Annotated in this window: 16 protein-coding genes; 3 read left to right on the plus strand and 13 right to left on the minus strand. The window is 67.3% G+C overall.

The window, feature by feature from the left end; genetic code table 11:
* From QHF89_RS25280 to QHF89_RS25340, 13 genes are all read right to left on the minus strand, one after another.
* A partial coding sequence (locus QHF89_RS25280; RefSeq protein ID WP_284720918.1) for a hypothetical protein occupies positions 1-2694 on the minus strand: 2694 nt, incomplete at its 3' end.
* A 180-nt stretch (positions 2695-2874) separates the two neighbouring features.
* Positions 2875-3933 (minus strand): type VI secretion system baseplate subunit TssG, encoded by a 1059-nt coding sequence (tssG, locus tag QHF89_RS25285; protein ID WP_136969116.1) that lies wholly within the window; start codon positions 3931-3933, stop codon positions 2875-2877.
* Positions 3897-5705, minus strand: a complete 1809-nt coding sequence (gene tssF, locus QHF89_RS25290) for a type VI secretion system baseplate subunit TssF (RefSeq protein ID WP_136969117.1) — start codon at positions 5703-5705, stop codon at positions 3897-3899. The genes tssG and tssF overlap by 37 nt, the downstream gene beginning before the upstream one ends.
* A complete protein-coding gene (gene tssE / locus QHF89_RS25295) occupies positions 5702-6178 on the minus strand; it encodes a type VI secretion system baseplate subunit TssE (protein ID WP_136936135.1) in 477 nt (158 codons plus the stop codon). Before tssE ends, tssF begins: the two co-directional genes overlap by 4 nt.
* Before the next feature lie 36 nt (positions 6179-6214).
* Positions 6215-6709: an Hcp family type VI secretion system effector gene (locus QHF89_RS25300; protein ID WP_136936134.1), complete on the minus strand. Its 495-nt coding sequence runs from the start codon at positions 6707-6709 to the stop codon at positions 6215-6217.
* Between the two features lie 104 nt (positions 6710-6813).
* Positions 6814-8316, minus strand: coding sequence for a type VI secretion system contractile sheath large subunit (tssC, locus tag QHF89_RS25305; RefSeq protein ID WP_136969118.1), 1503 nt, complete (start codon positions 8314-8316; stop codon positions 6814-6816).
* A gap of 20 nt (positions 8317-8336) precedes the next feature.
* On the minus strand, positions 8337-8837 hold the full coding sequence (gene tssB / locus QHF89_RS25310) for a type VI secretion system contractile sheath small subunit (protein ID WP_136936132.1): 501 nt from the start codon (positions 8835-8837) through the stop codon (positions 8337-8339).
* A gap of 174 nt (positions 8838-9011) precedes the next feature.
* Positions 9012-10097 carry a type VI secretion system protein TssA gene (tssA, locus tag QHF89_RS25315; protein ID WP_136969119.1) on the minus strand — a complete coding sequence of 362 codons (1086 nt, stop codon included), beginning with the start codon at positions 10095-10097 and terminating at the stop codon, positions 9012-9014.
* A 14-nt stretch (positions 10098-10111) separates the two neighbouring features.
* Positions 10112-14164 (minus strand): type VI secretion system protein, encoded by a 4053-nt coding sequence (locus QHF89_RS25320; protein WP_136969120.1) that lies wholly within the window; start codon positions 14162-14164, stop codon positions 10112-10114.
* Complete coding sequence (locus tag QHF89_RS25325; RefSeq protein ID WP_136969121.1) at positions 14161-14916, minus strand: DotU family type IV/VI secretion system protein; 756 nt, start codon at positions 14914-14916, stop codon at positions 14161-14163. Before QHF89_RS25325 ends, QHF89_RS25320 begins: the two co-directional genes overlap by 4 nt.
* Positions 14917-14920: 4 nt before the next feature.
* Entirely contained in the window at positions 14921-16249 is a 1329-nt protein-coding gene (gene tssK, locus QHF89_RS25330) for a type VI secretion system baseplate subunit TssK (RefSeq protein WP_284720919.1), read from the minus strand.
* 1 nt (position 16250) lies between these two features.
* On the minus strand, positions 16251-16577 hold the full coding sequence (locus tag QHF89_RS25335) for a hypothetical protein (protein WP_136936127.1): 327 nt from the start codon (positions 16575-16577) through the stop codon (positions 16251-16253).
* Positions 16578-16930: 353 nt separating this feature from the next.
* Positions 16931-17374 (minus strand): hypothetical protein, encoded by a 444-nt coding sequence (locus tag QHF89_RS25340; protein WP_136969123.1) that lies wholly within the window; start codon positions 17372-17374, stop codon positions 16931-16933.
* A gap of 93 nt (positions 17375-17467) precedes the next feature.
* Between QHF89_RS25340 and QHF89_RS25345 the strand changes: the two genes are divergently transcribed.
* The 3 genes from QHF89_RS25345 (at position 17468) to QHF89_RS25355 (ending at position 24587) form a co-directional block, all read left to right on the plus strand.
* Positions 17468-17626, plus strand: a complete 159-nt coding sequence (locus QHF89_RS25345; protein ID WP_284720920.1) for a hypothetical protein — start codon at positions 17468-17470, stop codon at positions 17624-17626.
* Positions 17627-17832: 206 nt separating this feature from the next.
* Positions 17833-24177 (plus strand): FG-GAP-like repeat-containing protein, encoded by a 6345-nt coding sequence (locus QHF89_RS25350; RefSeq protein WP_136969124.1) that lies wholly within the window; start codon positions 17833-17835, stop codon positions 24175-24177.
* A complete protein-coding gene (locus QHF89_RS25355) occupies positions 24174-24587 on the plus strand; it encodes an SMI1/KNR4 family protein (protein ID WP_136969125.1) in 414 nt (137 codons plus the stop codon). Before QHF89_RS25350 ends, QHF89_RS25355 begins: the two co-directional genes overlap by 4 nt.
* Positions 24588-24607 lie beyond the last annotated feature (20 nt).

Genomic DNA, 24607 nt, shown 5'->3' on the forward strand with positions numbered 1-24607 from the left:
GCCCGCCGCCGCGCCATCCGCGCCGCCGGCCCCGGCCTGCGCGCCCGCGCCGGCTTGCGCGCCGTCGCCGCCCTTGCGCGCGTCCTGGGCCTCCTTCATCGATTGCATCGCGGTCTTGCCGGCTTCCTTGACGATGTCCTTCGCCTTTTCGAGGCCCTTCGTCAGGTTCTCCGCCGACGCCTTGACCGCGTCGCCCGTCGCATTCGCCGCCTCCACGACCTCCGCGGCCGCGGCCTGCGCCGCCTGCGCCGCCTGCGTACACGTATCGGTCGCCTCCTTGGCGACCGCCGTCATCTTCTCCTTGGCCGCGGCAATGACGTTCTTGGCCTTCTCGCCCTCCGTCCGCACCTCGCCCATCTGCTGCGAGAGCACGCCCGTCAATGCATTCGCCGCGCCTTCGAATCCCGCCGCGCTCATCGCGGCCGCCGCCTGCTCCGCCGCCGAATTCACGGCCTCGGCCGCATTCACGCCCGCCGTCACCACGGCCGACGCCGCATTCGCCGCCGACGCGATCATCCCCTCGAGCCCGCCCGACACCGCGAGGTTGATCGCGCCCGCCGCGTCGAGCCCCGCGCCCGCCGGGATCACGAGCGCGAGCGAGCCCTGCACGGCGCCGAGATCCCCCTGGATCCCGCCGAGGACGCCATACGCCGCTTTCTTGATCTCCGAGAGCGCCGTCCGCGCCTTCAGGAGAATGTCTTCCTTCGTCGCATTGGCGAGCCCCTTCGCCAGCGCGATTTCCCGATCGACCGCGACCCGCGCGACCTGCTCCAGCTTCATGAGCCGCGCCGGGATGTCGTTGATGAGCGCGTTCGTCTTGTCCTCGAACGCCTTGCCGAGATCCTTGAAGCGCTGGATCGAGGTCTCCACCGTCCTGCGAATGGAGGCCACGAGCTCGAGGACCTGCGTCTCGATGAGGTCCTTCATCTCCGACGCGAGCTTCTTGAAGCGCGCCTCGGCCGCCTTGATCGTCGCCATGAGGTCGGCGAGCGTCTTCTCGTAGAACGTCTTGCCCGCCTCGACGAGCGCGTCCGCCGCGGCCTTGATCTGCTTCTTGCAGTTGTCGAGGTAATCGGGGATCTTCTTCGTGATCGCGTCGACGAGCGTCTTCTGCAGCTCCTCGAACGTCTTCTTGACCGCCTCGCCCTTGTCCTTGATGCTCGAAGCGATGCTCGTCGCGATCTGAACCGCCTGCATCGCGAGCTTCGGCCCGAGCGCGGCGATCTGCGCGACGACCTTGATGCCCTGCGCCTGGATCTTGGGCTTCAGCAGGGTCGCCTGCATCTCGAAGTCCTTGATCAGCTTCTCCCCTTGGGCCTTCGTCTTGGCCTCGATCTGCTTGATCGCAGCCTCGCCCTTCGCGCGGATCTTGGGGATGACCGAGGTGTCCTCGGAGTACCCGGCGCTGATGAAGTCGGCGAGCGCGTCGTCGTGGCCCTTCGCGCCCTCGGCCACGAGATCCCGGACGATCTTGTCGGCGTCGAGGTTCAATTCGGCCTGGAGCGCCTTGATCGAGGCGTTCATCTTGCCGCCGAGCTCCTCGACCGAGCCCACGACCGAGTCCTCCATCGTCTGGAGGATCTTCTTGCATTCGGTCTCGAACGTGCCGAGCAGCTCGTTCGCCGCCTTGCGCACGTCTTCCAGCGTGCCGAGCGTCAGGTCGCGGATCTGCTCGAGCAGCTTGTCGAGAAGACGATCGAGATCCGCCTTGATCCCTCGCACGAGCGCGAAGCCGTCCGCGAGGAGTTTGTCGATGGTGCTCGTGATCGTGAGCAGCGCCTCGTTGAGCAGCTCCGCCGTACGCGCCACGAGCCCGTGCGCGAGGTTCGAGATCTCGTCGATCGTCTTCTGGATCGCGTCATTGACCTTCGCGATGATGTCCTGCGCGCACTTGTTGATGCGCTCGGGGACCTCGCCGATCGTGCGCCGCACGTCGCCGATCGTCTGCTTGATCGTGTCGTTGGTCTGCTTGACCAGCGACTTCAGCGTCTCGCGCGCCTGATCGATCGAGTCCTTCGTCGCCGAGCGCAGCTCCGCGACGACAGCGTCGACGTTCGCCGACATCTCGACCTTCGCGCCGTCGTGATCCGGCACCTTCGCGAGCGAAAGCTCGAACTTGGCGCGCAGATCGGCGCCGATCCCCTCGATCTTGCCGTCGATCTGTCCGCCGAGATCGCCGAGCTTCTGATCGACCGTGTCCGACTGCGCCTTCACCGCGTCGAGGACCTTCGTCGCCTGATCCTCGCCGAGCTGCCCGATCTCGTCGATCTTGCCCTTCGCCGCGTTGGCCGCGCTCTGAATCTGATCCTGCGCCGTCTTGACGAGGGTGTCCTTCTGCGATTCGAGTTTGCCCTCGACCTCGTCGACGAGGCCGTCGAGCTTGCCCTTGGCCGTCGAGATCGCGTCCTGGCCCATCTTCTTGAGCTCAGGCGTGATCCCTTTGAGCTGGCCCTCGGTCTCCTTGATCGCCGTGTCGATGCCGGACGAGATCCCGTTCTTGGTCTCGTAGAGGGCCTTGTTGAGCTTGAGGATCTGCTCTTCGGCCTTGCCGATGATCTGGTTCGTCGAGTCGCGGACGGTCGAGACGCCCTTCGTGACCGTGACCTCGGCCTTGTCGATCTGCTCCGAGGCGAACTTCCCGAGCTTGCTCGGAATGCTCTCCGTGGCGCCCTGGCTCTGTTCTGCGGTCGTCATGCGGCTAGGAACCGTCCTCTCCCAATGGCGCGGTCACGGCGAGCGATGCCCACGAAATCGGGATGTCACGATACCGCGGCGCGCGCGCGCTTGACAAGCCTCACCCCCTGCCAGACGCCTCTTCTCCCCTCTCCCGCGAGGGGCAAGGGGTGAGGGGGAGGGCGGCGGTGAGGGAGTCCTTCAGCCCAGCGCCTCGCCGAGCCCCTTCCGAATGGCCGCACGGGACAAACGGACCTCGCGGTTCTCGCCGCCGTTCTTGTTCACATTTCCGAGCCAGGCGATCTGGCCGAGGAGCGCGCACGTGGTCCTCCCGAGCTCGATCCGCGGCGCCTCGCCCTCGGCGAGGACGAGGATGAGGCCGAAGTGGAATCGTGCGCCTGCATAAAAACGCACGAGGGAGCAGAGAGGCGCGAGCGCGTCGCCGTCCGGCAGGAATCGAAGGAATTCCCCGAGCTTCATGGGCCCGATGCGCAGATCGAACGTCGACTCCTGATCCCAGAAACGCCCCCCGAGGCAAGCATCACGGCCGAGCGCGCGGTTCTGGCCGGATCGGCCGATCGCCGTGCGATCGGCGTCCTCGATCGGGTGAAAGGCCCCGGTGAGCGGGATCGGCTCGATCGCAACGCCGAAATGCCGGCGGAGGATCGCGACGAGGCCTTCGAGCGAGCGGGCCTCGCTCCCCAGGTTCGCCGCGTGTTCGAGCAGCGCCCGATCCTGGACCGCGAGCCGGCCTTCGAGCGCCTTGAAGCCGAGGCCGAGCAGGGCGAAGAGGTGCCGCGCCGCATCGTCCTTCTCGGGCGAGGAGGCGCCGAGGCCGACGCGGTGGCCCTTGCGGATGCGATAAGCGAACGAGACGAGGCGGTGGTTGAAGATGTCGAGGAAATCACGCGCCGCGGTGTCGCCGCGGACGGCGCGCATGTAAATCGACTCGACGATGGGCGGCGGCAGCGGGCCGAGGGCGCCGCCGAGGCTGAGGAAGTTCACGAACATCTTCGCGGGCTCGCCCTCGCGGTGCGGCGGGCGAATGCGCGCGACGTCGGTCTCGGGGAAGTCGAGCGCGACGCTCCCGGCAAACCGCACGGACTCGCGCGACGGATCGGAGCCCTCGCCGAGGGGAACGGCATCCCCCTCGCGCCAGTGTTCGAGGAGGGAGACGGCCTGATAAAAATCGAAGGCGTGCCCCTCGTCGAAGAGCCAGGCCTCTACAGAAGGGCTCTTTCGCCAGCCGTGGGCGGCCATCGTTTCCAGACCTCCGCGCGCGACGCGCGCTTCAGCACGAGCTCGGTGAACGCATTGATGTGCGCTTGCAAGGCGAAGAATCGGCTCAGGATCGAGGCCAGGAGGACCGGGCTCGATCCGGCAAACTGCTCGTCCGCGAGCGTGAGCGTGATCTCGAGGCCCCGGCAATACCCCCGCCACGCGTCGCTGCCGAGGCGGCGCGTGACCACGCGGCTCGACACTTCGAGGAGCGCGTCGATCTGGCGCTCGGCGTCGGGCGCGTCGCCGAAGACGTAGGCGCGCAGGATCTCGCGCAGGGCCATGACGCCGGTCTTGCCGTCCGTGATCGAGAGGTGGTTCTGCGAGAGGTTCGAGACGAGCCGCCAGAGCGCTTCGCCGCCCATGGGCGCGGCGCGCTGGGGCGTCGGTTTCGTGAGACAAACGATTTTCCGCGCCGGGACGGGGCGCTCGGGCGAGAGCTGCGTGTCCTTGGCGATCTCGTTCGCGAGGTCGCGGTTCGTGCAGAGGACGCCGGCGTAGACGGTCTCCGACGGGGGACGCGCGAGCTTGAAATCCGTGTCGACGAACGTGAGCCAGAGGTCGGTGCCCGGCAGCTCCTTGCGGCCCGTGGCAACGCGACGCGCGTGCCAGAACGCGCGCGGCCGCTCGCCAGCGCGGTGGTGCACGAAGGAGAAAAAAGGCGCGTAGTCGATCTGCTTGGGCTCGCCGGGCGCGGTGGCCGCGACGCGCGTGATCGAATGGACCTCGGTGGTCCGCTCGCGGCGCGCGTCGGCGACGAGGCGATACTCGGGCCGCGTGTGATCGACGCGGATGGGCTCGGCGCTGCGCGGGAAGAGGTTGATGATCGGCGTGCAGCCGAGCTTCAACGTCGTCGGGCGGACCGCGACGCCGGCCGGCGGCTTCTGATCGAAGAGGACCAGGATCTTCGCGTTCTTGCGCGGCGGGAGCTTCGGCAGGTCAACGTCGAAGAAATGAAACTTCTCCGGGAACGCGAAATACTCCTGCACGAGGCGATGGCCGCGGTGCGCGTGCGGAGGATAGGGCAGGACGTCCTCGTTCGCCTCGAAGCCCACGGGCCGAATCTTGCCGTACGTCCAGTCGTGGGAGGGGTTTTCCCCGACGACGAGGACCTGCACGGCGTGCGCCGCGAGCAGATCGTAGAGGCGCGCCGCGCCCATGCCGCCGCCCGTGATGTGGAAGCGCAGCGAGCGCATGCCGAGTTTGTCGAGGGGGACGCCGCCGGTCGAGATCTCGATCTCGAGCGCCGCCGCGGCGTTCGTGAGCAGCCACGAGGGGACGTCGAGGTTCTCGGGCGGGACCATGCCCGCATTGACGATCTCGATCGGCCAGAGCGTGACCGGAAACGCCGTACGGAAATAACAAACAGGGCCGCTCTGCGAGGCCGCGAAGAGCGGCGTGTGCTTCTCGACCGTGTACCCGGAGCCGAGCTTGGCCTCCTTCGGGTCGATCTCGAACCCGGCGATCGCCATCGCCGGCACGGGACACGCGAGCTGCGGATAGAGCGCGCCGAGCAGCGAGGTCGTGTAAATCGGCAGCTCGGCCTCGATGTCCCGCGTGAGGCGCGCCGAGAGGAACGCAAAGGCCTCGACGAGGCGCTCGACGTGTGGATCGGACGAGGCCTGGCTCGACGTGCCGAGGCGCGCCGCGATCTTCGGATAGTCCTTCGCGAACTCGGCGCCGCGCTCGCGCAGATACGCGAGCTCACGCGCGTAGAGCTCGAGCATCTCGCGATCCGGATCTCCCTTGCTCATGACGCCCCCTGGCTCCCGTCGAGCGGAGCCTCGAACGAGAGCGGCTCACGCACCTCGTCCGTGACGAGCGTCGCCGAGAGCGCGACCACGAGGCGCGCATGCGGCGGCGCGTCCTCGCGTCGCTTGATCTCCACGCGTACGTTCTGGAGCCTCGGCTCGTACGCCTCGATCGTCTTTTGCACGAGGCGCACGAGGCGCCGAAGCTCCTCCGGGACGAGCGCACGGCCGCCGAGCTCGAGGTCGGGCAAACCGTAATCGATGGTCGTGCGCTGTCGGGAGAGAGCCTCGTCGCCGGAGATGGGGCTGCGGGTGCCGAGGATTCGACCGAGCTCGCGGGCCACCGAGGCGCGCAGCCCGTCTCGATCGAGGGTGCAATAGGGGACCGCTTCTTGTTTTTGAGCAGGGTTCTCGTCGACCAACCGGTCGAACAGGGGAACCCTGCCCGCGCTCGTGGATCCCCACGCTTTCGCCATTCTGTCGTTCCCCTGGGACGATGAAACGTCCTCGGGTTAGAGCTTCTTGTTCTCTTCGAGCGTCCAACCCGCCTCGGCCGTGCCCTTCTTGCCGGCCGGCGAAGGCTGGCCCTGCTGGGCGTACGACCACTTGATCTTGCGGTAGTTGAACGTGACCGTCTCGATGGGACGACCGCCGCTGCCGCCGCTCACGGAGACGTTCGTCAGGATCACGTCCTCGAACGTGATCTTGTAATAAAGGACCATGTCGCCGTCGTTCTTGTCGGCCTGGAAGACGGTGAGCTCGGCCTTCTTGATGTTGTCGCCGCCGCTGCACTTGAGGTTCAGCGTGGGCGACGTGATGTCGAGGAACTTGCTGAACGTGAAGTCCTGATGAACCGTGCGGCCATGCGAGCGCGCGTTCGCCGAGGCGCCCGCCGTGAGGGGCATCGCGACACCGTGGCTGAAGGAGAGGATCTCGACCTTGTCCTTGCCCTGGCTCGCCGTGCTCTCGCCCTTGACGCCTTCAATCTCCAAAAAACTCGTTTCCATCGTTCACTCCTCCGCGTCCCCGTCGACGGTCACCGCCCGCGCGCTCCGTTCGAGCGCGGGGCGGTAACTTCCTGATCATACCCTACACTGATTTGCGAGGCCCGTCACGCCACAGGAGGCGGGAGCTCCGCCACGAGGCGCATCGAGACCGTGAGCTCGTTGAGCTGGAAGTGAGGCTTCAAGAAAACGACGGCACGGTACGCCCCCGGCTTGCCGGGAACGTCGGTGACGTCGATCCGCGCCTCGCGTAGCGGCAGCCGCGCCTTCGTCTCCTGACCCGCGTCGTCGTTCAGGAGCACGTAGTCCGCGATCCAGTTGTTGAGGTACGACGACACGTTGTCCTTCGTCATGAAGCTGCCGATCTTGTCGCGCATCATGACCTTGATGTAATGGGCGAACCGGCTCGTCGCCATGATGTACGGGAGCTGCGCCGAGAGACGGGCGTTCGCCGTCGCCGAGGGCAGGTTGTACACCTTGGGCTTGTTCGCGGTCGCGCCGCCGAAGAACGCGGCCTGGCCGCTGTTCTTGCGATAGCAGAGCGAGATGAACCCGAGCTCGGAGAGCTCGTTCTCGCGACGATCGGTGATCGACACCTCGGTCGGCGTCTTCACCGCGAGATCCCCCTCGCTCGTCTTGAAGACGTGCACCGGGAGGTTCTCGACGAGGCCGCCGCCCTCGACGCCGCGGATCGCCGCGCACCAGCCATAATGCGCGAACGCGTTCGTGATCCGCTGGCCGAGCGCGTACGCCGCGTTGCCCCAGAGGAAGTTCTTGTCCTCCGCGCCGACGTTCTCCTCGTACATGAAGCCGTCCACGGGCACGCCCTTCGGGCCGTAGGGCAGGCGCATGAGGACGTGCGGCAGGACGAGGCCGACGTAACGGCTGTCCTCGGTCTCGCGGAACTCCTTCCACTGGATGAGCTGCGTGCTCTCGAAGAGCTTGGCGAGATCACCGGGCACGCCGATCTGGCCGAAGTTCTCCATGTCGAAGAGGTGCGGGCTCGACGCCGAGATGAAGGGCGCGTGCGCCGCCGCCGCGACCTTCGAAAGCTCGGTCAAAAGGCCGACGTCCGGGCTCGAACCGTCGAACTCGTAGTCGCCGAGGAGCAGGCCGTAGGGCGCGCCGCCGAACGTGCCGTACTCCTCCTCGTACACCTTCTTGAAGAGCGAGCTGCGATCGAACTCGGGCGAGGCCTCGAAATCCTTGCGGAGCTCGTCCTTGCGGACGTTGATCACGCGAATCTTGAGCCGCGTGCTCGTCTCCGTGTTCATGACGAGGTAGTGCAGGCCCCGCCACCGCGCTTCGAGATACTGGAACTCGGGCGCGTGCAGGATCGCGTCGAGCTGCTTGCCGATGATCTCGTCGATCTCGTTGATGCGATCCTGAATGGCCGCCACCGCGCCCAGATCGATGGCGCGCTGCTTGTCCTTCGGATCCCGCTCGTCGAGGATCTGCTGGCAGAACTCTCCGACGATGTCGCGGGCGTGCTTCTTCTGAACGGGGTTGTCCCCCCGAACCATCGCGCCCTCGGAGAGGATCTGATCGATGATCGCCCCGCCGTCCGCGCTCGAGGCGATGAGTTCTTTGACGCTCGTAGTCTCCGGCATGTTCGTATCCTCCGCGCGGCCTAGCTCTGATCCTTGGAAACTTCCGCCGTGATCTTCTGGAGAGCCTCGGTGCTCTCCATGACCTCACGCAACGCCGCCGAGAGCTCGTCGTTGCCTTCGAGCTTGCCGAGGAGGTCGTTCAGGCGCTCGCGCGCGCGGAGCAGCTTGCGGAGCTCCGGGATGCGCTCGACGAGGCGCTCGGGCCGGAAATCGTCGAGGTGCGTGAACGTCAGCGGGATCGAGATCTTGCCCGCCCCTTTGATCACGTCTTCGACCTTCACCGTGATCTCCGGCTTCGTCGAGGCGAGGACGTCGTTGAAATTGTCGCGGTCGATCTCGACGAACTTGCGCTCCTTCAACTTGGGCAGCGGGTTCGCCGGGTTCTGCCCCAGGTCGCTGAGCACGCCGACCACGAACGGGATCTCTTTCTTCTCGATTGCGTTGCCCGTCTCGACGTCATACGTGATCTGCACACGCGGCGGACGGTTTCGGTCCAGCCAGTGCTGCTTGCTCTCTGCCATCGATGGCTCCCTTCCTCGGCTCTCGCGGCGACGCCGCGGCTTTTGAAGTCTCCGAAAAACCGCCCGCGCACGGCGTGTACTCGTGGGCATTACCCTTTTACCGTGCCCGGGCTCGTCAACACAACACCCTCGTGAGGGCGCTCGCTCCCTCCCGCCTCGGGTCCCTCCCCCCGGTTACTCCTCCCTCCCGCGCATCCCGAGCAGGCGCTGTATCGCCACGAGATCGTCGGGGTTCCCCACGAACTCGTAGAGGAGCTGGGCGAGCGACATGTTGCCCCACTGCACCGCACGTTTGACCAGGTACGGCACCGGGCTGTGCGGCTCGGTCCGCATGAGGTACTCGGCCGCCTCGGCGAGCCGATAATAAGCGTCGGCGCGGCTCGAGATCGCAAACGATCCGCCGCCTCCCCCTCCCCCGCCCGGCGTCGTGAACCCCGCCGCAGCCGCGACCGCCGCGGCCGATCCGAGCGGCGGCGCGCTCGCCGCGGGCGCGCTCACCTCCAGGCTGCTCTCGCCGTTGATGCGCGCCGCGTCGCGGGCGAGCACCTCGATCTGCCCGAGGACCTCGCGCACGCGGCGGAGCGTGGGCGAGCGCGGGACGTGCGCCGCGATCGCCGCCTCGGCCGCCTCGGCCGCCATGATCGACGTGCCCGCGTCGAGCGCGATCTCGGACCAGCGCGTCACCGCGCCGCCGAGCGAGATCTTGGCGAGCAGCGATTCTCGTGTCGGCCGCGCGCCCTCCCCGTCCCCGTCGGGCGCAGCCTGCCCGCCGAGCTCCCAATCGAGCAGCGAAAACGACCCGTCGCCGTCCCCGAAAGGCGTGCGGCGCAGGCGATCCGAGAGGATGTCGTCCATCCACTCGTAAAGCGCGACGCGCGCCGAGGCATCGTCGTCGTCGCCGAGCGCGGGGAAGAGGCCCTCCCAGTACCGCTCGCAGAGCCCCGCGACGAGGGACAAACCCTGGCCGAGGCCCTTCACGCGGGAGCGCCGCAGCCAGGCCTCGACGAGCCAGGCCGCGATCTGGAGGTCCTTCGATTTCTTGCGCAGCGCCTCCTGGCAAAGTTTGTCCACGAGCGCGAAGTCGGCGACCTTGAGCTTGGTCTCCCATTCGCCCATGGGCAGCGAGGGATCATCCTCGCGGCGCGCCTCGCGCACGCGGTCGTACGTGCCTTCGTACCGGAGAGACGTGCCCGTGGGCGCCTCCTCGGAGATGGGCAGGAGGAGCGTCTCCAGATCGATGAGCGGGGCCTTCGTCGACATCGAGGCTCTGTCTCCTAAAGGTTCGGAGCGGTCGCGGGGAACTCGGGGTACTTGAGCATCCGGTCTTTCTCGACGCCGGTGAGCGCGAGGCGGACGAAGACACGGACGGTGTTGGCGTCGGTGCCGACGCGCTCGATGAAGCCGCCCGTGGAATCGGGCGACGATTGCACGACGAAGCCGAGCACGTGCGATCCACCCTCGGTCTTCTGCGAGCCGTCACGCGCGGAGCTCTGGTGGAATGCGATCATGCGCAAGAGCGCCCAGGGACCACGCTCCTCGAACGTGACGGTCCGCTCGTTCACGAAGACATTCGGGCCCTGCGTCGAGAGCGGCACGTCGAGGCTCGTCTTCGCCCAGCGCAGATCGACGCGGACGGGGTCGTTCACGCGCCAGCTCGCCTCGGCCTTGGGGCCGTCGCGGAAGAGGCGTTCGTCCGCGAGCCGCATGGCCCACTCGGCGATGCGGTTGCCGCCGACCTCGAGGCCGGGATTGACGCGGAACTCGACCTTGACGTCGTAGATGCCGTCCTCGGCCGACTCCACCTGCGCCCACATGGGCATCATGAAGGCGCGGACGGCCTCGATCTTTTCGAGGAAGCGCCCGACCTCGCCGGCCGAGGCCTTCGTGTCCTTGCCGAGGACATACCCGAAATCGGAGCGGAAATCGGCCGCGTCCTGGAGGAAGCGCCGCACGGTCTCGGGGCGCGCGTCCTCGACGCGGATGCCCGGCTCGATCTTGACGAAGGGGAACTTGCCCGACAGCTCGCGGTTGAAGGTGCGGCGGAGCGCGGCATAACGATCCCGCATCTCCTCGCTCGCGAGGACACGGCAGCGCTCGCGCAGCTCCTCGACGATGTACTTCTGTTTGCCCGCGAAGAAGCCGCCCGCGCCGTCGACGCCGGCGCGTTTGTCGAGCTCGGCGATGCAGTTCTTCGCCGTGATGAGCGGCAGGTCGGAGAGCATGAGGGTCTCCAGGTTCGAGACCCCGTTGCCCGCCTTCTTGTTCTCGTAATCCTTGAGCGGCCAGGCGACGTTTTGCCAGAGCGAGACGTTGGGATCGCCGCTCGCGTCGCCCGCGATCTCGGGGCTCTCCATGGCCGCGAGCAAGGGCTCGGCGAGCTCCTTGTGCATCGTGGCCGCGCGCGTGCGCTGGGCCGCGGCATACTCGGACAAACGGCCGGCGTCGGGGACGCTGAACGCCTCGAAGGCGGGCGTGGATTTGCCGTCCCACCAGGTGAAGCCGCCCTTCTTCAGGCCGTAGAGGTTCTCGGCGCGGAGGACGTCGGCGGCGCGCCCGAGCACCTCGGAGCCCTGGCCGCGCATGAGCTCGCGCAGGCGATCCCGCGTGTCGTCCATGCGCAGGCGGACGAACGCGCCGATCATCTCGCGGATGGGGGCCATCGCCATGCCGAGGTTCGCCGCGTCGCCGCGGACGGTTTCGAATTGGCGATTGTTGTTCCCGGGCAGCGGCGTGGCCGGGCGCGCGGCGCGGGCGACGGCGCCGAGGGTGCTCGCCTTGATCTGGCGGACCGTGAGATCGGAGATCGTGTTGCGGATGCGCGCGTCGACCGTCTTGAGCACGCCGCCCTGGAGGAAGCCCTCGTAGTCCTTGGGCAGGCGCGCGGCCTCCTTGAGGACCTCGGCGTCCCAGTCGACGCGCGACCGATCGAGATCGGTCGTGAGGGTCTTCTCCTCCTCGGCCGTCATGAACGTCTGCTGGCGGAGCGCGTCGATGGGCGCCTTGAGCCCGAGGATGAAGGGCGAGAGGCGCATGAGCAGGACGCCGCCCTTGCGCTCCAGGATGGGCCCGGAGAGGGGCGCGCCGGCACTCGCGACGTAGGTCTTGAGATCGAGCAGGCGCGCGTCGACGCCGCCGCGCAAGGACGCCTCGACGTCGGCGCCGAGCAGGCGCGAGTTCTTGACGGTCTTCAAGAGGCCCGCGATGCCCTCGTTCGGCGGGAGCGACTCGCCCGAGACCCAGGAGAGCGTGGGCGCGCCGAGGTGCGCTTCGACGCGCGCGATCGCGTCGCGCAAGGTCCAGAGATCCTGCGCGGTGTACTCGGCGCCCTTCGTCTCCAGGTCCTTGAGGCTCTGCACGAGCTGCTCGACGTCGGCGCGGACGACGGCGTCGCTGTAGGCTTCGAGGACACGATCCTGCAGGCCCTTGAAGAGCGCCGTGGCCTTCTCGCGCGCAGGATCCCGGCGCGGGGCGAGGTCAAACGGTTGACGGCGCGCGCCGCGGGCGAGGGCGTTGCGGTAGTAGTCGACCGCGATCGTCGGCGAGGTCTTGTAGCCGAGCAGGTAGTCCGAGAGATCGGCGACGCTCTGCATGCGGGCGTCGGGCGTCGCGTCCTTGGGCAGCTCGCCGAGCAGGCCGTCGTGGCGCGCGACGTGGGCCTCGAACGCGGTGAGCTCGCGGAGCCACGTTTCGAGGAAGATGTACTCCTGGCTCTTCTCGACGCTGAGCGGGAAAAACGCGTCGGGCGGGGGCTGCGGCGGGAGCGGGCGGAGCAGGTGCGTGGCCTCCTCCGTGAGGCCGGCGCGGAACGTATCGACGAGGACGTGCTCGAGCGCGACGACGAAGGCCGTGTCGACGCGGCGGTCGAGGCGGCCCCACCAGGACGCCGGGTTCAGCGGCGAGCGCAGGCGGCCCGACTCCTCGATCGTCTCGAGCTTCTCGATGAGCGCCTTGGCGCGGAGCTTCTTGGCGTCGAAGCTCGCCTCGGTGCCCGGGGTCTCGCTCTTCGCCGAGAGGACGTTGCTCTGGACGTCGCGCAGGAAAGGCATCACCGCGGTCGTGCGGCGTTCGAGGCGCGAGGCGTCGATCCAGAGGGCCGCGAGGAAGGCGCCGCCGAGGCAACACGCCACGACCTGGAGCGCGAGGTTGATGCGCTGGCGGCGGCGCAGCGCGGTGACCGCGGGCTTGCCGAGGTTGCGCTCGGCGAACACTTTGTGCTCGAACAGATCTTTCGCGAAGAGGACCTTGCCCGGCGCGGCGGCGGCCGCGGGCTTCGGCGGCGCGGGCGCGGCGGGGGCGGCGCCGGGGGCCGTGAGCTGCGGAGGGCCCGCGGGCGGATCAGCGAGGCCGCAGAAGTAGATGCCGCGGAGGGTGAGCGTCTCCTGGCCGGCGCCTTCGAGGAAGACGGGATCGACGTAGGTGCGCAGGCCGTCGGCGAGGGACTCGATCTCGCTCGGGAAGAGGAAGAAGTCGTCGGGGGAGCGGACGACGGGGGCGCCGGCAAACCGCCGCGCCTGGTACCGGAGGAGCGCATCCCGGACAGTGCCGAGCGCTTCCTCGACCCAGTCCTCGTTGCCCTCGGTGAAGGGCGGGTGCGGGCTCGACCAACCGAGGATGTCGTCGCGGCCGGTCTGCGTGACCTCGATGCCGAGGCTGCGGAAGCCGGAGAGGCGATCGGTCTGCGTGACGATCACGTAGACCGGCACGTTCATGCCGAGCGTCTGCTGCGCGAGCGAGACGGCGGCGCGCAGGATCGTCGCCTTGCGCTTGCGCTCGGCCGGCGTGGAGCGCGCGGTCTGCATGACCTCGCCGCAAGGGACCGTCAACAGAATGCCGTCGACGGGGCGATCGGGGTGCAGGCGCTTGAGCTCGTTCAAGAGCGCGCGGTACGGCGGATCGGGCGCAGGCGTGCCGCCCTCGCCGAAGAGGAGGCGGCCGGCGACGTCGACGAGCAGCGCCTTGCCGAGCATCCAGAGGTTGACGGCCGCGGTGTCGCCGGGCGCGGGATCGCCGCCCTCGATGAGCTGGACGCTGAGGCCCGAGCCGCCGAGGAGCGTGGTCTTCCCGGACGAAGGTTCGCCGAGGACGAGGTACCGCGGCATCTCCTCGCGCGCGGTCTTGTCCTGGACCTTCTTGACGAGCGCGGCCTTGGCCTTGGCTACGGCGGCGCGGATCTCGGCCGTGGGATCGGGTTTGCCCTCGCGCTTGGCGAGCTCCAGGGCCTTCTGCGCTTTCTTCTTCTGCGCGAGGAAGAGCGCGTACGCCCCGGCCACGACGACCGCGAGCGCGACGAGGCCGGCGACGATCTTGAGGAGGGTGCCGACGGTCACGTGGCGTCCTCGATGCGGTCGAGCACGTCGTCGAGCTCGGCCGTGCGATAAAGCCAGAGGATCTCCCCGATGACGATCCAGCCGAGGATGACGACGAGAAACGGCAGGAGGCCTCGGGAGAGGGAGGGCAAACGCTTCTGCGGCGCGTCGGCCGCGGTGTGCTCGTGCGCCTGGGGGCAGAGGTCCTCGCCGCGGACGATCTCGGGATCGGTGCGGGCGAGGAAGTCGACGATGCGCTGGCGGTAGGTCTCGGGCTCGCCGGTGCCGAAGGGCGCGTAACGTCCGCGGAAGCCGAGCGCGAGGGCCGTGAGGTAAACGGTGAGGAGCTGCGACGAGGCGGGGATCCGCCCGTTGAGGGCGTCGTCGATGCGGTTGAAGAAACGGTCTCCCGAGTCGCGCGTCTGGAAGACGACGGACTCGAGCGGTTTGTCCGCCCAGGGCTCCTTGCCGGTCCAGTCGAGGTGGAGGAAGACCTCGTCGGCCATGGCGATCATGACGTAGCGGGTCTCCTCGAAGAGGCGGCGCTCGTGCTCGGGGAGCGAGCCCTGGATCTTGCCCGCTTGTTGCTCGAAGGCGTCGAGCAGGCGCTGCTGGACGGCGTCGTACGGGAGCACGCCGCCCGAGGCGACGACCACGCGCTTCTGCGTGACGACGTCCGCGTGGAAGTTGCAGAACGCGTCGACGAGGACGCGCTGATCCCGCAGGGCAGCCTGCTTGGGAGAGAGCGCGGGTCGTCCCGGAGAAGCAGCCATCCCCCTACCCGCTCTTCACGTAGAGGACCGCCTCGGAGGGCCCGCTCTGCCCCGTCGGATCGGCCGTGTTGCACAAGGTGAGCGGTTCGCCCGGGTCGAGGAAGACGCTCTGCTCTTCGAGCTCGAAGAGCAAGATGCCGGGCGTGGCGACGAGATCGCCGTTGCGCTCGACGCGCTTGCGTCCGGCGCCGAGGATGCGGCTCTCCTGCATGGTGCGGAGGCGCGCCGGGGCGCCGATGAGCGCGCCGTTCATCCAGTTGAGGAGCTGATCCTCGCGCACGCCGCGCGCCGCGCGGACGGCGACGACGAGGGCGCGGGTCCGGAACTCGCGCTGGAAGAGGACGTTGTACTTGCCGTCCTTGAGATCGAAGGGGTAGGCCGTGAAGGACTCGATGATGCCCTCGTCGACCATGCGGAAGATGTGATCGCGGGCGTTCTCGTAGGTCGTGCGGAGATCGTCGTGCCGGTACTTGGGCAGGAGCGGCGGGACGGGCGTGCGCGCGAGCGAGGAGATCTGCCCGAGCAGGCCCGTGAGCGCGACGAAGAGCGAGAACGGGTGCGGGCGCTCGGAGTAGAGGACGGCCTCGAAGGGAGGGAGCGCCGCGACGAGGCACTGGATCTGGCGGCGCACCTCGCCGATGAGCTCGCGATCGGTGGTGCGCGACAGGAAGTTCGCCTTCTCGGCGAGGCGCATGGCCTTCTCGCGCAGGCGACCGGCGAGACGTTGACACATCTCGTCGAGGTCCGATCCGGGCGTCACGCCGAGGGTGGGCGGGATGTAACCGGTCGAGACGAACGCCTCGCCTTCGAGGCGGACGCGCGCGATGGGGAGGCACACGAGGCGCGGCGGAGGTTCGGCGGCGACGAGGAGGCGGACGCTCGGCGCGATGCGCGGGATCTCGAGCGGATCCTCGCCGGTGTGTTCGTCGACGACGGGCGCGCCTTCGGCGGAGCGGTTGCGCGCGAGGTCCGCGGCGGAGGCGGAGACGGCCGCCTGCGCGCGCGGGACGGCGAGGTAGACGGTGGCGGGTGCGTCGCGGACGAGCGCGGCCTGGGGCCGTAGATCGACGGAGAGATCGTGTTTGCCGCCGGCGTGATGGACGAGGGTGCCATCGGGCATGATGGCCTCGACCTGCTGGATACGAAGGAGGCCGCTGCCGAGCGTGCCTTCGGCGAGCTTCAGCGAGACGATGCCGTGGTGGTAGGGCGAGGCCTGGCCGAGGTGGTAGGCGAGCAGGCGCTCGGACCTGCGATCGGCCTCCTGGAAGTGCTGCGGCGACAGGAGCATCCCGTCATGCCATTGAATCGCGAGCGGAATGTCGTCGGCGCTCATGTCATTCCTCCGGAGCATCGAGGGGGCTCACGACGAGGTCGTCGTCGCCGAGGTCGACCCGCATCCGGCGTTGCGGGCCGATTCGAAAGCGATGATCGCCGGGCGAGCGATAATTGGCAAAGATGACGGCGCCGACGGCCTTGCCGTCGACCTCGACGACCATGGGCGGGGGCGCCTGGCCCGGGACGAATTCCCAATCCCACTCGGTGAACGCGGTGCCGCTCGGGAAATCCCGGCGCATCTGCTCGCGCTGCTCGTACCACTGCTTGGCGGTGAGCTTGATGATCTGGTCGAAGAGCTTCGCGTCCTGCACCGCGACCATGGTCATGGGGACGGGCGAATTCCGGTTCGCCTTCGCGGTGATTGCGACCTCGACGAGAAACCGCGTCGCCGGAGGCCCCGAGGAGCACCCCAGGCTCCAAGGAAGGGCTAGGGCGAGCGCTGCGATCCATCGCGCCCTGCCCATCACCCCACCCCGAACGTGCCTGGAGTTACCCATGAGTCTCGTAAGGGTAGAGCGATCGTGTGCGACGGGTCTACAAACTCGCGAAGGTAGCGTACGGAGGAGAATGGAAACGATGGGTTAGCGCGGACGGCTGTGCGATGGCCGTGGAGGGGGGGCAGGGGTTTGGGGCGTAGCTCGGCTCGTCCGAGCTACGCCCCAAAGAGTAGAGCGAAGGGCTACTTGTCGAGGCTTGACGTGGCCGCGGCTTTCGCGGCTTCGTTCTTGCGGCGGGTCTTCGCGGCCTTGAGCGCGGCCTGGGCGTTGTAGCGGAGGGTCTTCTCGAAGGGCGCGAGGATGCCCTTGTCGCGGGTGCGCTGGGCGGTGGACTTGGCGATGTCGACCATCTGGGCGATGGTGTTCTCGCGCTGGTGGACCTTGAGGCGCCTCGACTCGCGGGTGGCCTCGAGCATCTTCTCGAGGACCGCTTCCTTCTTGGTGAGGGCGTCGATGCTCTTCGTTTCGACGGTGAAGCGCTCGTAGACCTTCGCGGGGATCCCCGCGGCATCGCCGAACACAGGAATCGCGCCGGCGAGCTCGTCGACGACGTCCTCAATGCCGGGCTGCACGCCGCGGAAGCCCTTGGAGGCTCCGGCGGTGAGGTCGACGAGGTCCTCCTTCACGTCGACGAGGGTCACATCAAAAGGGCCAGCATAAGGAGAGAACGTACCAGTCGTCATCGAGCACCTCCGGTTCGGGGTGCGTATTCGACGTTGATGGCGGATATTTCTTGGAAGGGCAGCACGATCGCTTCCTGGGGGGAGGCTGAACTCAGCCTGCGGGAGGGTGAGCTCAACCTGCGGGAGGGTGAGCTCAACCTGCGGGAGGGTGAGTTCAACCTGCGGGAGGATGAGGACAGGCTCGCAGGTGGGTGAGAACGGGTTGTGGGCAGGAGGAGGTCAGCCTGCTGGGTGGGTGAGGACAAGCTCGAAGGGAGGTGAAGACGAGCGGACGATGGCTGAGGACGGGCTGGAGGAGGCTGAAGACGGCTTGGCCGGTAGGCGAGGGCGGGCTGGAGGAGGAGGGAGGACAGCCTCTCTGGTGCTTGACGTGGGGTCCCGTCTTCCGTGCACTGGCTTGCATGCGCGGGGCCAGCGTCTTCCTCTCATGCTTGCTCGTCCTCGTTGCCTTCGCGCAGGGCTGCACCTGCGAGAATGGCGCCACGCTCTCTCCGCCTACCGTGATTGCATGCAAGCCCCAGCATTCATCGCTCCCGGGGGCGCGAGCCGTCGGGCCGGCGAGGACGGTCGCGGCCACGCTTTCGGCTTCTTTCTCGCTCACCGACACGGGCGAGGCCGCGATTTCGATTCCGCTCACGGCGCCCCGGGGGCGTGGTGGAATCGAGCCTGCGCTGTCCGTCGCCTCTAGCAGCGCCGCGGGCGATAACGTGATGGGCGTCGGGTTTTCGCTCGTGGGCACGTCGGCGGTCACGCGTTGCGCGAAGACGACGGCCATCGATGGCGAGATTCGCGCGGTTCGATTCGACGCGAGCGACACGGCGTTTTGTCTCGACGGCAGGCGCCTGGTGAAGGTCGCAGAGAAGGGAGCGACCGTCGAGTACCGGACCCTGCCCGACGCCCACATCCGGGTGCTGGGCCATTTCAAGGGTGAGGAGCCGGCCTCGTTCGAGGCGCACTTGCCTTCGGGTCACGTCGTCGCGTACGGCGAAGACGCCGGGAGCCGACCACGCGCGCGGGGAGGCACGACGCGCGCGTGGCTCTCGTCGTCGAAGAGGGACTTGCGCGGCAATACGATGACCTACGGCTATTGCTTCGCCGAGGCGGACGGGTACACCGCCGAGTACGCGCTGGACGAGATTCGTTATACGAGCTTCGACGGCGCATCGGAGTTCCCCGCGACGCGGGCAATATCACTCGTCTACGGCACGCGAGACGCGCGTGACGTGCGCTTGCATCACGCAGGCGGCATGAGGCTGCAACGCTCGCTGCGGCTCGACGAAGTCCAGATGCGTGGGCCGGGGGATACGTTGGTTCGGCGATATGCGTTCACCTACGACGCCAGCGAGACGACGGGGCGGACGCGGCTCATTGAAATGAAGGAATGCGGCGCGGACGACGCGTGCACCGAGACGACGAGGTTCTTGTATCCCGCGCGGGAGCGGGGTTTTGACGAGGTCGACACAGGCATCGCGGCGCCCACGTCATTACGTGCGAGCCCCTTGCTCCTCGACGCGGACGGCGACGGGCTGGATGACCTGCTCGTGCCGGACACGAGCGCGCTGAGCACGCCCCAGAATCCGATCACGGAGTGGAGGATCACGAGGAACGAAGCGGGGACACTCGGCGCGCCGAAGCTCGCGTATTCGCAAGAATGGCCGCTCGTACCCGATCCGCCGGAGCCGGCGGATCCCTCCCGCATTCAGCCCGAGCCGGGCACGCCCATCGATTACGATCAAGACGGCCGCGCGGACGTGCTGCTCCATGACGTGCGTGGCTGGAACGACAACCATATCGTCCTTCGATCGAAGGGGGACGGCACCTTCGAGGAGGTCGATACCGGAATTCCGAGGCCGTTCCCGCTCGGCGCGACGCCGCACGGCCTGCGATCGAGTGGTGGATCCGTGCATCTCGGGGACGTGGACGGAGACGGCGTGCCGGACTTGATCCAATGCGAGGATCACGGTGGCCTCCCGGATCCGACCCTGTCGTCGTGGAGACTGCATCTGTGGCGCCCGGGTGGCTTCGAGCCGACTTCCTCACCGATCACGCTCCTGGATGGGGTTGGGTGCGGCGTCGAGCTCCATCTCGTCGACATCGACGCGGATGACAAAGTCGAACTCGTAACGCCAGGTTTGCGCATCTTTGGCGGCGACGAGGCCGTACAGCTCGCGACCTATACCGCATTCGCGCGGGCGAGCAACGGAACGTGGACGAGCGTCGATACGAAGTTGCCGCTCGCGCCGGTGGGCGGTCGCGTGATGTTCCTGGACGTCAACGGGGATCGGCTCCCGGACGCCGTGATGGGTGGTTTCTCGGATACGCGGCTCTACACGAGGCTGAATACGGGGCGTGGCTTCGACGCGCCGCCGGTGCATGGCCTCGCATGGGATGGGGTCTTCCCGCAGGACAGCTATTTTCGTCTGGCGACGCCGCTCGATTTCGACGGGGATGGCCGGATGGATCTCCTCCTGCCCCTCCGCGCGGGAGCAGGCATCTTGCCGAAGTGGACCGTGCTGCGCGCGGCGAGCGGCGAATTCACGTTCGAGTCCGTCGATTCGGGGATTCCCTTCGAAGCCGAGCTCGGCGACGCCATCACGCTCGCGGATCCTCGCGGGCCTCGTATCGGTGACGTGAACGGCGACGGCGCGAGTGATGTCTTGATCTTCCTCGGGAGCGAGCTGCGCGTATTTCGCAACGAGGCCGTGGACCCCGACAGGGTCGTGGGATTCTCGGACGGCGTGAACGTGGATCCCCCGAACGTGGAGTTCGCGTACGGCCACATGATCGCGGATCCGGATCATTATGATCCGCGGGCCGATCCGGCGAATGCCTGCGCGTATCCGCGGGTGTGCGCCGTCGGCGCGCGCCGCGTGGTGACGAGCTACGCCACGATCGACGGAAACGGCGGCCAGCGTCATTTCGACGTGCGCTACGAGGACGGCCGCTACGATCGCCGCGGGCATGGCTTCTTGGGCTTCTCCGCGCGTGTGGTCACGGAGCGGGAGACGGGCGCGGAGACGACGGACCTCTACGACAACCACACGTATCTCGAATCCGGCGAGGTCAAGGCGTACCCCTTCGCGGGCCAGGCCCTGGGGCGGCATCTGCGCTTCTCGTCGCTCGATCCTGCAAAGGACGAGGTCTCTCGCGTGGACGTGACGCCCACCCACCTCATCACGGAGAATGGCAGGAGCTACTTTACATTGCCCCTCACGCGGCGAACACAGCGGAGACAAGGCGCGACGCTCCTTCGCGATACGAAGACGGAGGTCCTCGATTTCGATGCCTTCGGCAACGTACTCGAAGTGCGTCAATCGACCCTCGGCGTGGACCTCTCCCTGCACACGACGCGCGTCGTCGAGAACGACACCCAAAGGTGGGTGCTCGGGCAGGTCCAGAGCCAGAAGGAGTGCAGCGCGGCCGCGGGGATCTCGCAATGCCGTTCGCGATCGCAAACGACGAACACGTTCGGCGAGGTCGAGACGGCGTCCCTCTCGACCGACGACGGCGGCCTCGATACGAGTTTGACCGTGAAGTACGAGCGGGATGAACTCGGCCATGTCACGACCGTGACGGCGGATGACGCCTTCGGACACCATCGCGTCTGGCGCACGGCCTTCGATGCGGAGGGCATCTTTCCGGAGCAAACCACGAACCCGGCCGGGCACGTCACGCGCTCGAAGTACGATAGCCGCTTCGGCGTGCCGATCCGGGAGACCGATCCGAATGGGCTCGTGACCGAGTGGTCCTACGACAGCCTGGGCCGGTGGCGGCACGAAAAGAGGCCCGACGGGTCCGAGACGTGGATGGAGCTGTCGCGCAGGGCAGACGGGCATTTCGTGAAGACATCGAGGACGACCGGGGGCGCCGAGGACGAGGTGGTCCTGGACGGTCTGGGTCGACCGATTCGCCATTTCTGGTACGGTCCGGAACCGATCGAGGGAGAGGGAAAGCCACCTCGGTTGATGCAGATCCTCGAATACGACGATCGCACGGGGAAGGTCCGGAGGCGCTCGGTGCCGACGAGCGAGGGCACGCCCGACGCCGAGCTTCTCTTCGACGAATACGAGTTCGACCTGCTGGGGCGCGAGATCGGGCACACGGCGCCCTGGGGGGCCGTCACGAAGACGACCTATGCCGGCCTCTTCGTCGAGGTGCAAGGCGCGCTCTCGCACCTGACCGTCACCGAGCACGACGCGCTCGGCCGTCCCGTGGTCGTCACGGACGCGGGGAACGGGGAGACGTCGTTCACGTATGGACCCTTTGGCGTGTTGTCGAGCGTCGTGGATCCTGGGGGCGACGTGACGACGATCAAGCGCGACGCCTTGGGGCGTCCGCGGGAGATCGACGATCCGGATCGAGGCAAGACGAAGCTCGTGCAGGATGGGTTCGGCGATCTGTTATCGACGACGGACGCGCTCGGGCGCGTGACGACGTTCGAGGTGGACGCGCTCGGGCGCGTGACGTCGCGCGTCGACAAGGAAGGCGGAGCGACGTGGACGACGCTTTTTACGTGGGATACGGCGGCATATGGCATGGGGCGATTGCGGGAGGTGACGAGCCCGGACGGCGTCAAGACGTATACCTATGACGATCGGGGGCGAACGGAGCGCATGGCGCTCTTGGTGGGCGGGGAAGCGTTCGAGGTGCGTTCGTCGTACGATGCTCTCGGCCGCGTGTCGTCGATCTCGTATCCGGGCGTCGAGCCATTCTCGGTGACGTATACGTACGACGCTCACGGCCACCGGGTGGCCGTGCGTGACACCTTCACGGGCGCTGCTTATTGGCGCCTCACCGAGGTGGACGAGGCCGGGCGAGTTCAGAAGGAGGTCTTCGGGAACGAGGTCGTGACCACGCGGAGCTATTTTCAGGACAAGCAGGCGCTCCACCACGTGCGGACGACGTTCGGCGCGACGAAGATCCAGGACCTCTCGTATGAATTCGACGCGCGGCTGAACCTCACGAGCCGCACGGACGCGTTGCAAGCGCAGAACGAGACGGAGCGATTTCGCTACGACGCGCTCGAGCGATTGACGTGCGCCTCCTTCAGCGTGTCGCCGGATCCGGCCGCGCCCTGCGACAGCTCGTACGCGTATGCGCCGAACGGGAACCTCCTCTCCCGGTCCGGCGTGGGCGCGTATGTGTATGGTGATTCCCTGCACCCGCACGCGGTGACGAGCGCGGGCGGCGCTGGGTATTCCTATGACGCGGTCGGCAACCAGGTGGCCCGTCCTGGCGCGACGGTGACGTATACGCCCTTCGATTTGCCTCGCACGATCACGATGGGCGCGGGGACGACGACGTTCGGGTATGACGGCGACGAGGCGCGGATTCGCAAGACGACGCCGACGAAGGAGACGCTCTATGTCGGGGATCTCTACGAGCGGATCGAGGACAAGGCGACGGGGGTGGTGGAGCATCGGTATTCGGTGCATTCGTCGGAGCGGGTGGTCGCAGTCGTCACGCGGGGAGGCGCGGAGGCGGGGACGCATTACCTGCACGTGGATCACCTGGGTTCGATCGAGAGTGTGACGGACGAGGAAGGGAGCCAGGTCGAGAAGCGCAGTTACGATCCCTTCGGGCAGCGGCGAAACGTGATCTGGGGGTTGCCGCCGCCGGCCCCGCCCACGAGCAAGGCGACGACCCGGGGTTTTACCGGGCCCGAGGGGGACGACGAGCTCGGCCTCGTGAACATGAAGGGGCGGATGTTCGATCCGCGGCTCGGGAGGTTCTTGACGACGGATCCCGTGATCGCGGACGTCTTCGACGGGCAGAGCCACAACCGATACAGCTACGTCGTCAACAATCCGCTTTCGCTCGTCGATCCGACGGGGTTCTCGCCGGTGGGCGGGGTCGTGCATCAGCCGGGATATCCGGATGTGCCGTTGTCGGAGGATCACATTCGGCCGAGCCCGTGGTTTCTGGCGGGGCAGGAGGTGCGGCGGCTGCTCGCGCACGAAATCGATCCACCAGGCGTCGGCGCGGGGGCGGCGGCGACGGACGTGGAGACGACGGGGAGCACGAGCGCGGCGCGCGTGGATCTGCCGACGGTGGAGATCCCGCACCCGTCGGGGCCGGGGACGGACGATCCGTTTGGCGTGTATTCGCCGGACGTGATGCTGGATTCGAGTGCGATTCCGCTCTTCGATCAGCTCCTCGCGGGCAGCCCGAGCGCCGGGCGAACGGCGTTCGTCGTGCAGGAGGAGGACGGTTTCGCGCGGGATCTATCGATCCTGTTCGGGCCGGAGCGGGAGGTGATTCTGCTGCGGCCGCAGATCGGGGATCCGGTGTTGCGCGACCCGAGGGAGCAGGCCGCGGGGCGGCTCGTCTTCGAGGGGACGTTGATGCTGGGCGCGGTATTGACCCCCGGGCCGGAGGATGATATCGCGCTGCTTGGAAGCAGGGCCCTGCGGCGGGGGTCGAACGCTGCAGGGGGTGGAGCAAGGGTTGGCGAATTCTCCGTCATCGATTGGAGTGGCTATCCAACTGGAGCGGCGAAGCCGACGGGCCCCTTCCGCCTTCTCGAGGGCGCCGAATACCAAGCGGCACGGGAAGCTGCGAACAAGGCGAACGTCGCTCTTCGAGCCGCCGATCCGGCCAGGTACGCCGGGAAGCAGATCCACGAGATCCATCCTGTAAAGTTTGGCGGAAGCCCGACGGCCCCCGCGAACAAGGTGGCGCTGACGCCGTCCGAACACGCGAAGTACACGACGTTCTGGAACCGGCTGATGAGGGATATCCAATGAGTACGCTTGACGCCTTCTTGGCAACAGCCCAGACGCGGGCTGGAGCCAAAGACTCGGAAATCGCCTTGGTAGAACGCGAGATTGGTCAGCGATTGCCGGACGACTACAAGGCGGTCCTCCGTAGAAGCAATGGTCTTGAGGGGTTTGTTGCTCCGCATGCGTATCTCATGCTCTGGTCGATTGATGGGATCCGCTCTCTAAATGAGGCATACTCCGTCGCGGAGTTTCTACCAAGGGTCATCCTCATCGGCACAGATGGTGGCGACACGGGCTACGGCTTCGCGTGGGAGGAAGCAACGGCATGCTACATCAGCGTGCCGCTGATTGGCATGGAACCGAAGGCGGTGACGAACCTCGGCAGCGCTTTGACTGATCTCATGAACCGACTGAGGAAGGAGGGCACGACCTGATGCATGATACGCCTGGTCGA

Source organism: Polyangium sorediatum, assembly GCF_029946465.1.
Lineage (GTDB): Bacteria > Myxococcota_A > Polyangia > Polyangiales > Polyangiaceae > Polyangium > Polyangium fumosum.

Bases quoted from the DNA above. Each gene is read 5' to 3' on its own strand.
- tssG (WP_136969116.1), bottom strand. From the start codon at position 3,933: ATGGCCGCCCACGGCTGGCGAAAGAGCCCTTCTGTAGAGGCCTGGCTC.
- tssF (WP_136969117.1), bottom strand. From the start codon at position 5,705: ATGAGCAAGGGAGATCCGGATCGCGAGATGCTCGAGCTCTACGCGCGT.
- tssE (WP_136936135.1), bottom strand. From the start codon at position 6,178: ATGGCGAAAGCGTGGGGATCCACGAGCGCGGGCAGGGTTCCCCTGTTC.
- QHF89_RS25300 (WP_136936134.1), bottom strand. From the start codon at position 6,709: ATGGAAACGAGTTTTTTGGAGATTGAAGGCGTCAAGGGCGAGAGCACG.
- tssC (WP_136969118.1), bottom strand. From the start codon at position 8,316: ATGCCGGAGACTACGAGCGTCAAAGAACTCATCGCCTCGAGCGCGGAC.
- tssB (WP_136936132.1), bottom strand. From the start codon at position 8,837: ATGGCAGAGAGCAAGCAGCACTGGCTGGACCGAAACCGTCCGCCGCGT.
- tssA (WP_136969119.1), bottom strand. From the start codon at position 10,097: ATGTCGACGAAGGCCCCGCTCATCGATCTGGAGACGCTCCTCCTGCCC.
- QHF89_RS25325 (WP_136969121.1), bottom strand. From the start codon at position 14,916: ATGGCTGCTTCTCCGGGACGACCCGCGCTCTCTCCCAAGCAGGCTGCC.
- tssK (WP_284720919.1), bottom strand. From the start codon at position 16,249: ATGAGCGCCGACGACATTCCGCTCGCGATTCAATGGCATGACGGGATG.
- QHF89_RS25335 (WP_136936127.1), bottom strand. From the start codon at position 16,577: ATGACCATGGTCGCGGTGCAGGACGCGAAGCTCTTCGACCAGATCATC.
- QHF89_RS25345 (WP_284720920.1), top strand. From the start codon at position 17,468: ATGGCGGATATTTCTTGGAAGGGCAGCACGATCGCTTCCTGGGGGGAG.
- QHF89_RS25350 (WP_136969124.1), top strand. From the start codon at position 17,833: ATGCGCGGGGCCAGCGTCTTCCTCTCATGCTTGCTCGTCCTCGTTGCC.
- QHF89_RS25355 (WP_136969125.1), top strand. From the start codon at position 24,174: ATGAGTACGCTTGACGCCTTCTTGGCAACAGCCCAGACGCGGGCTGGA.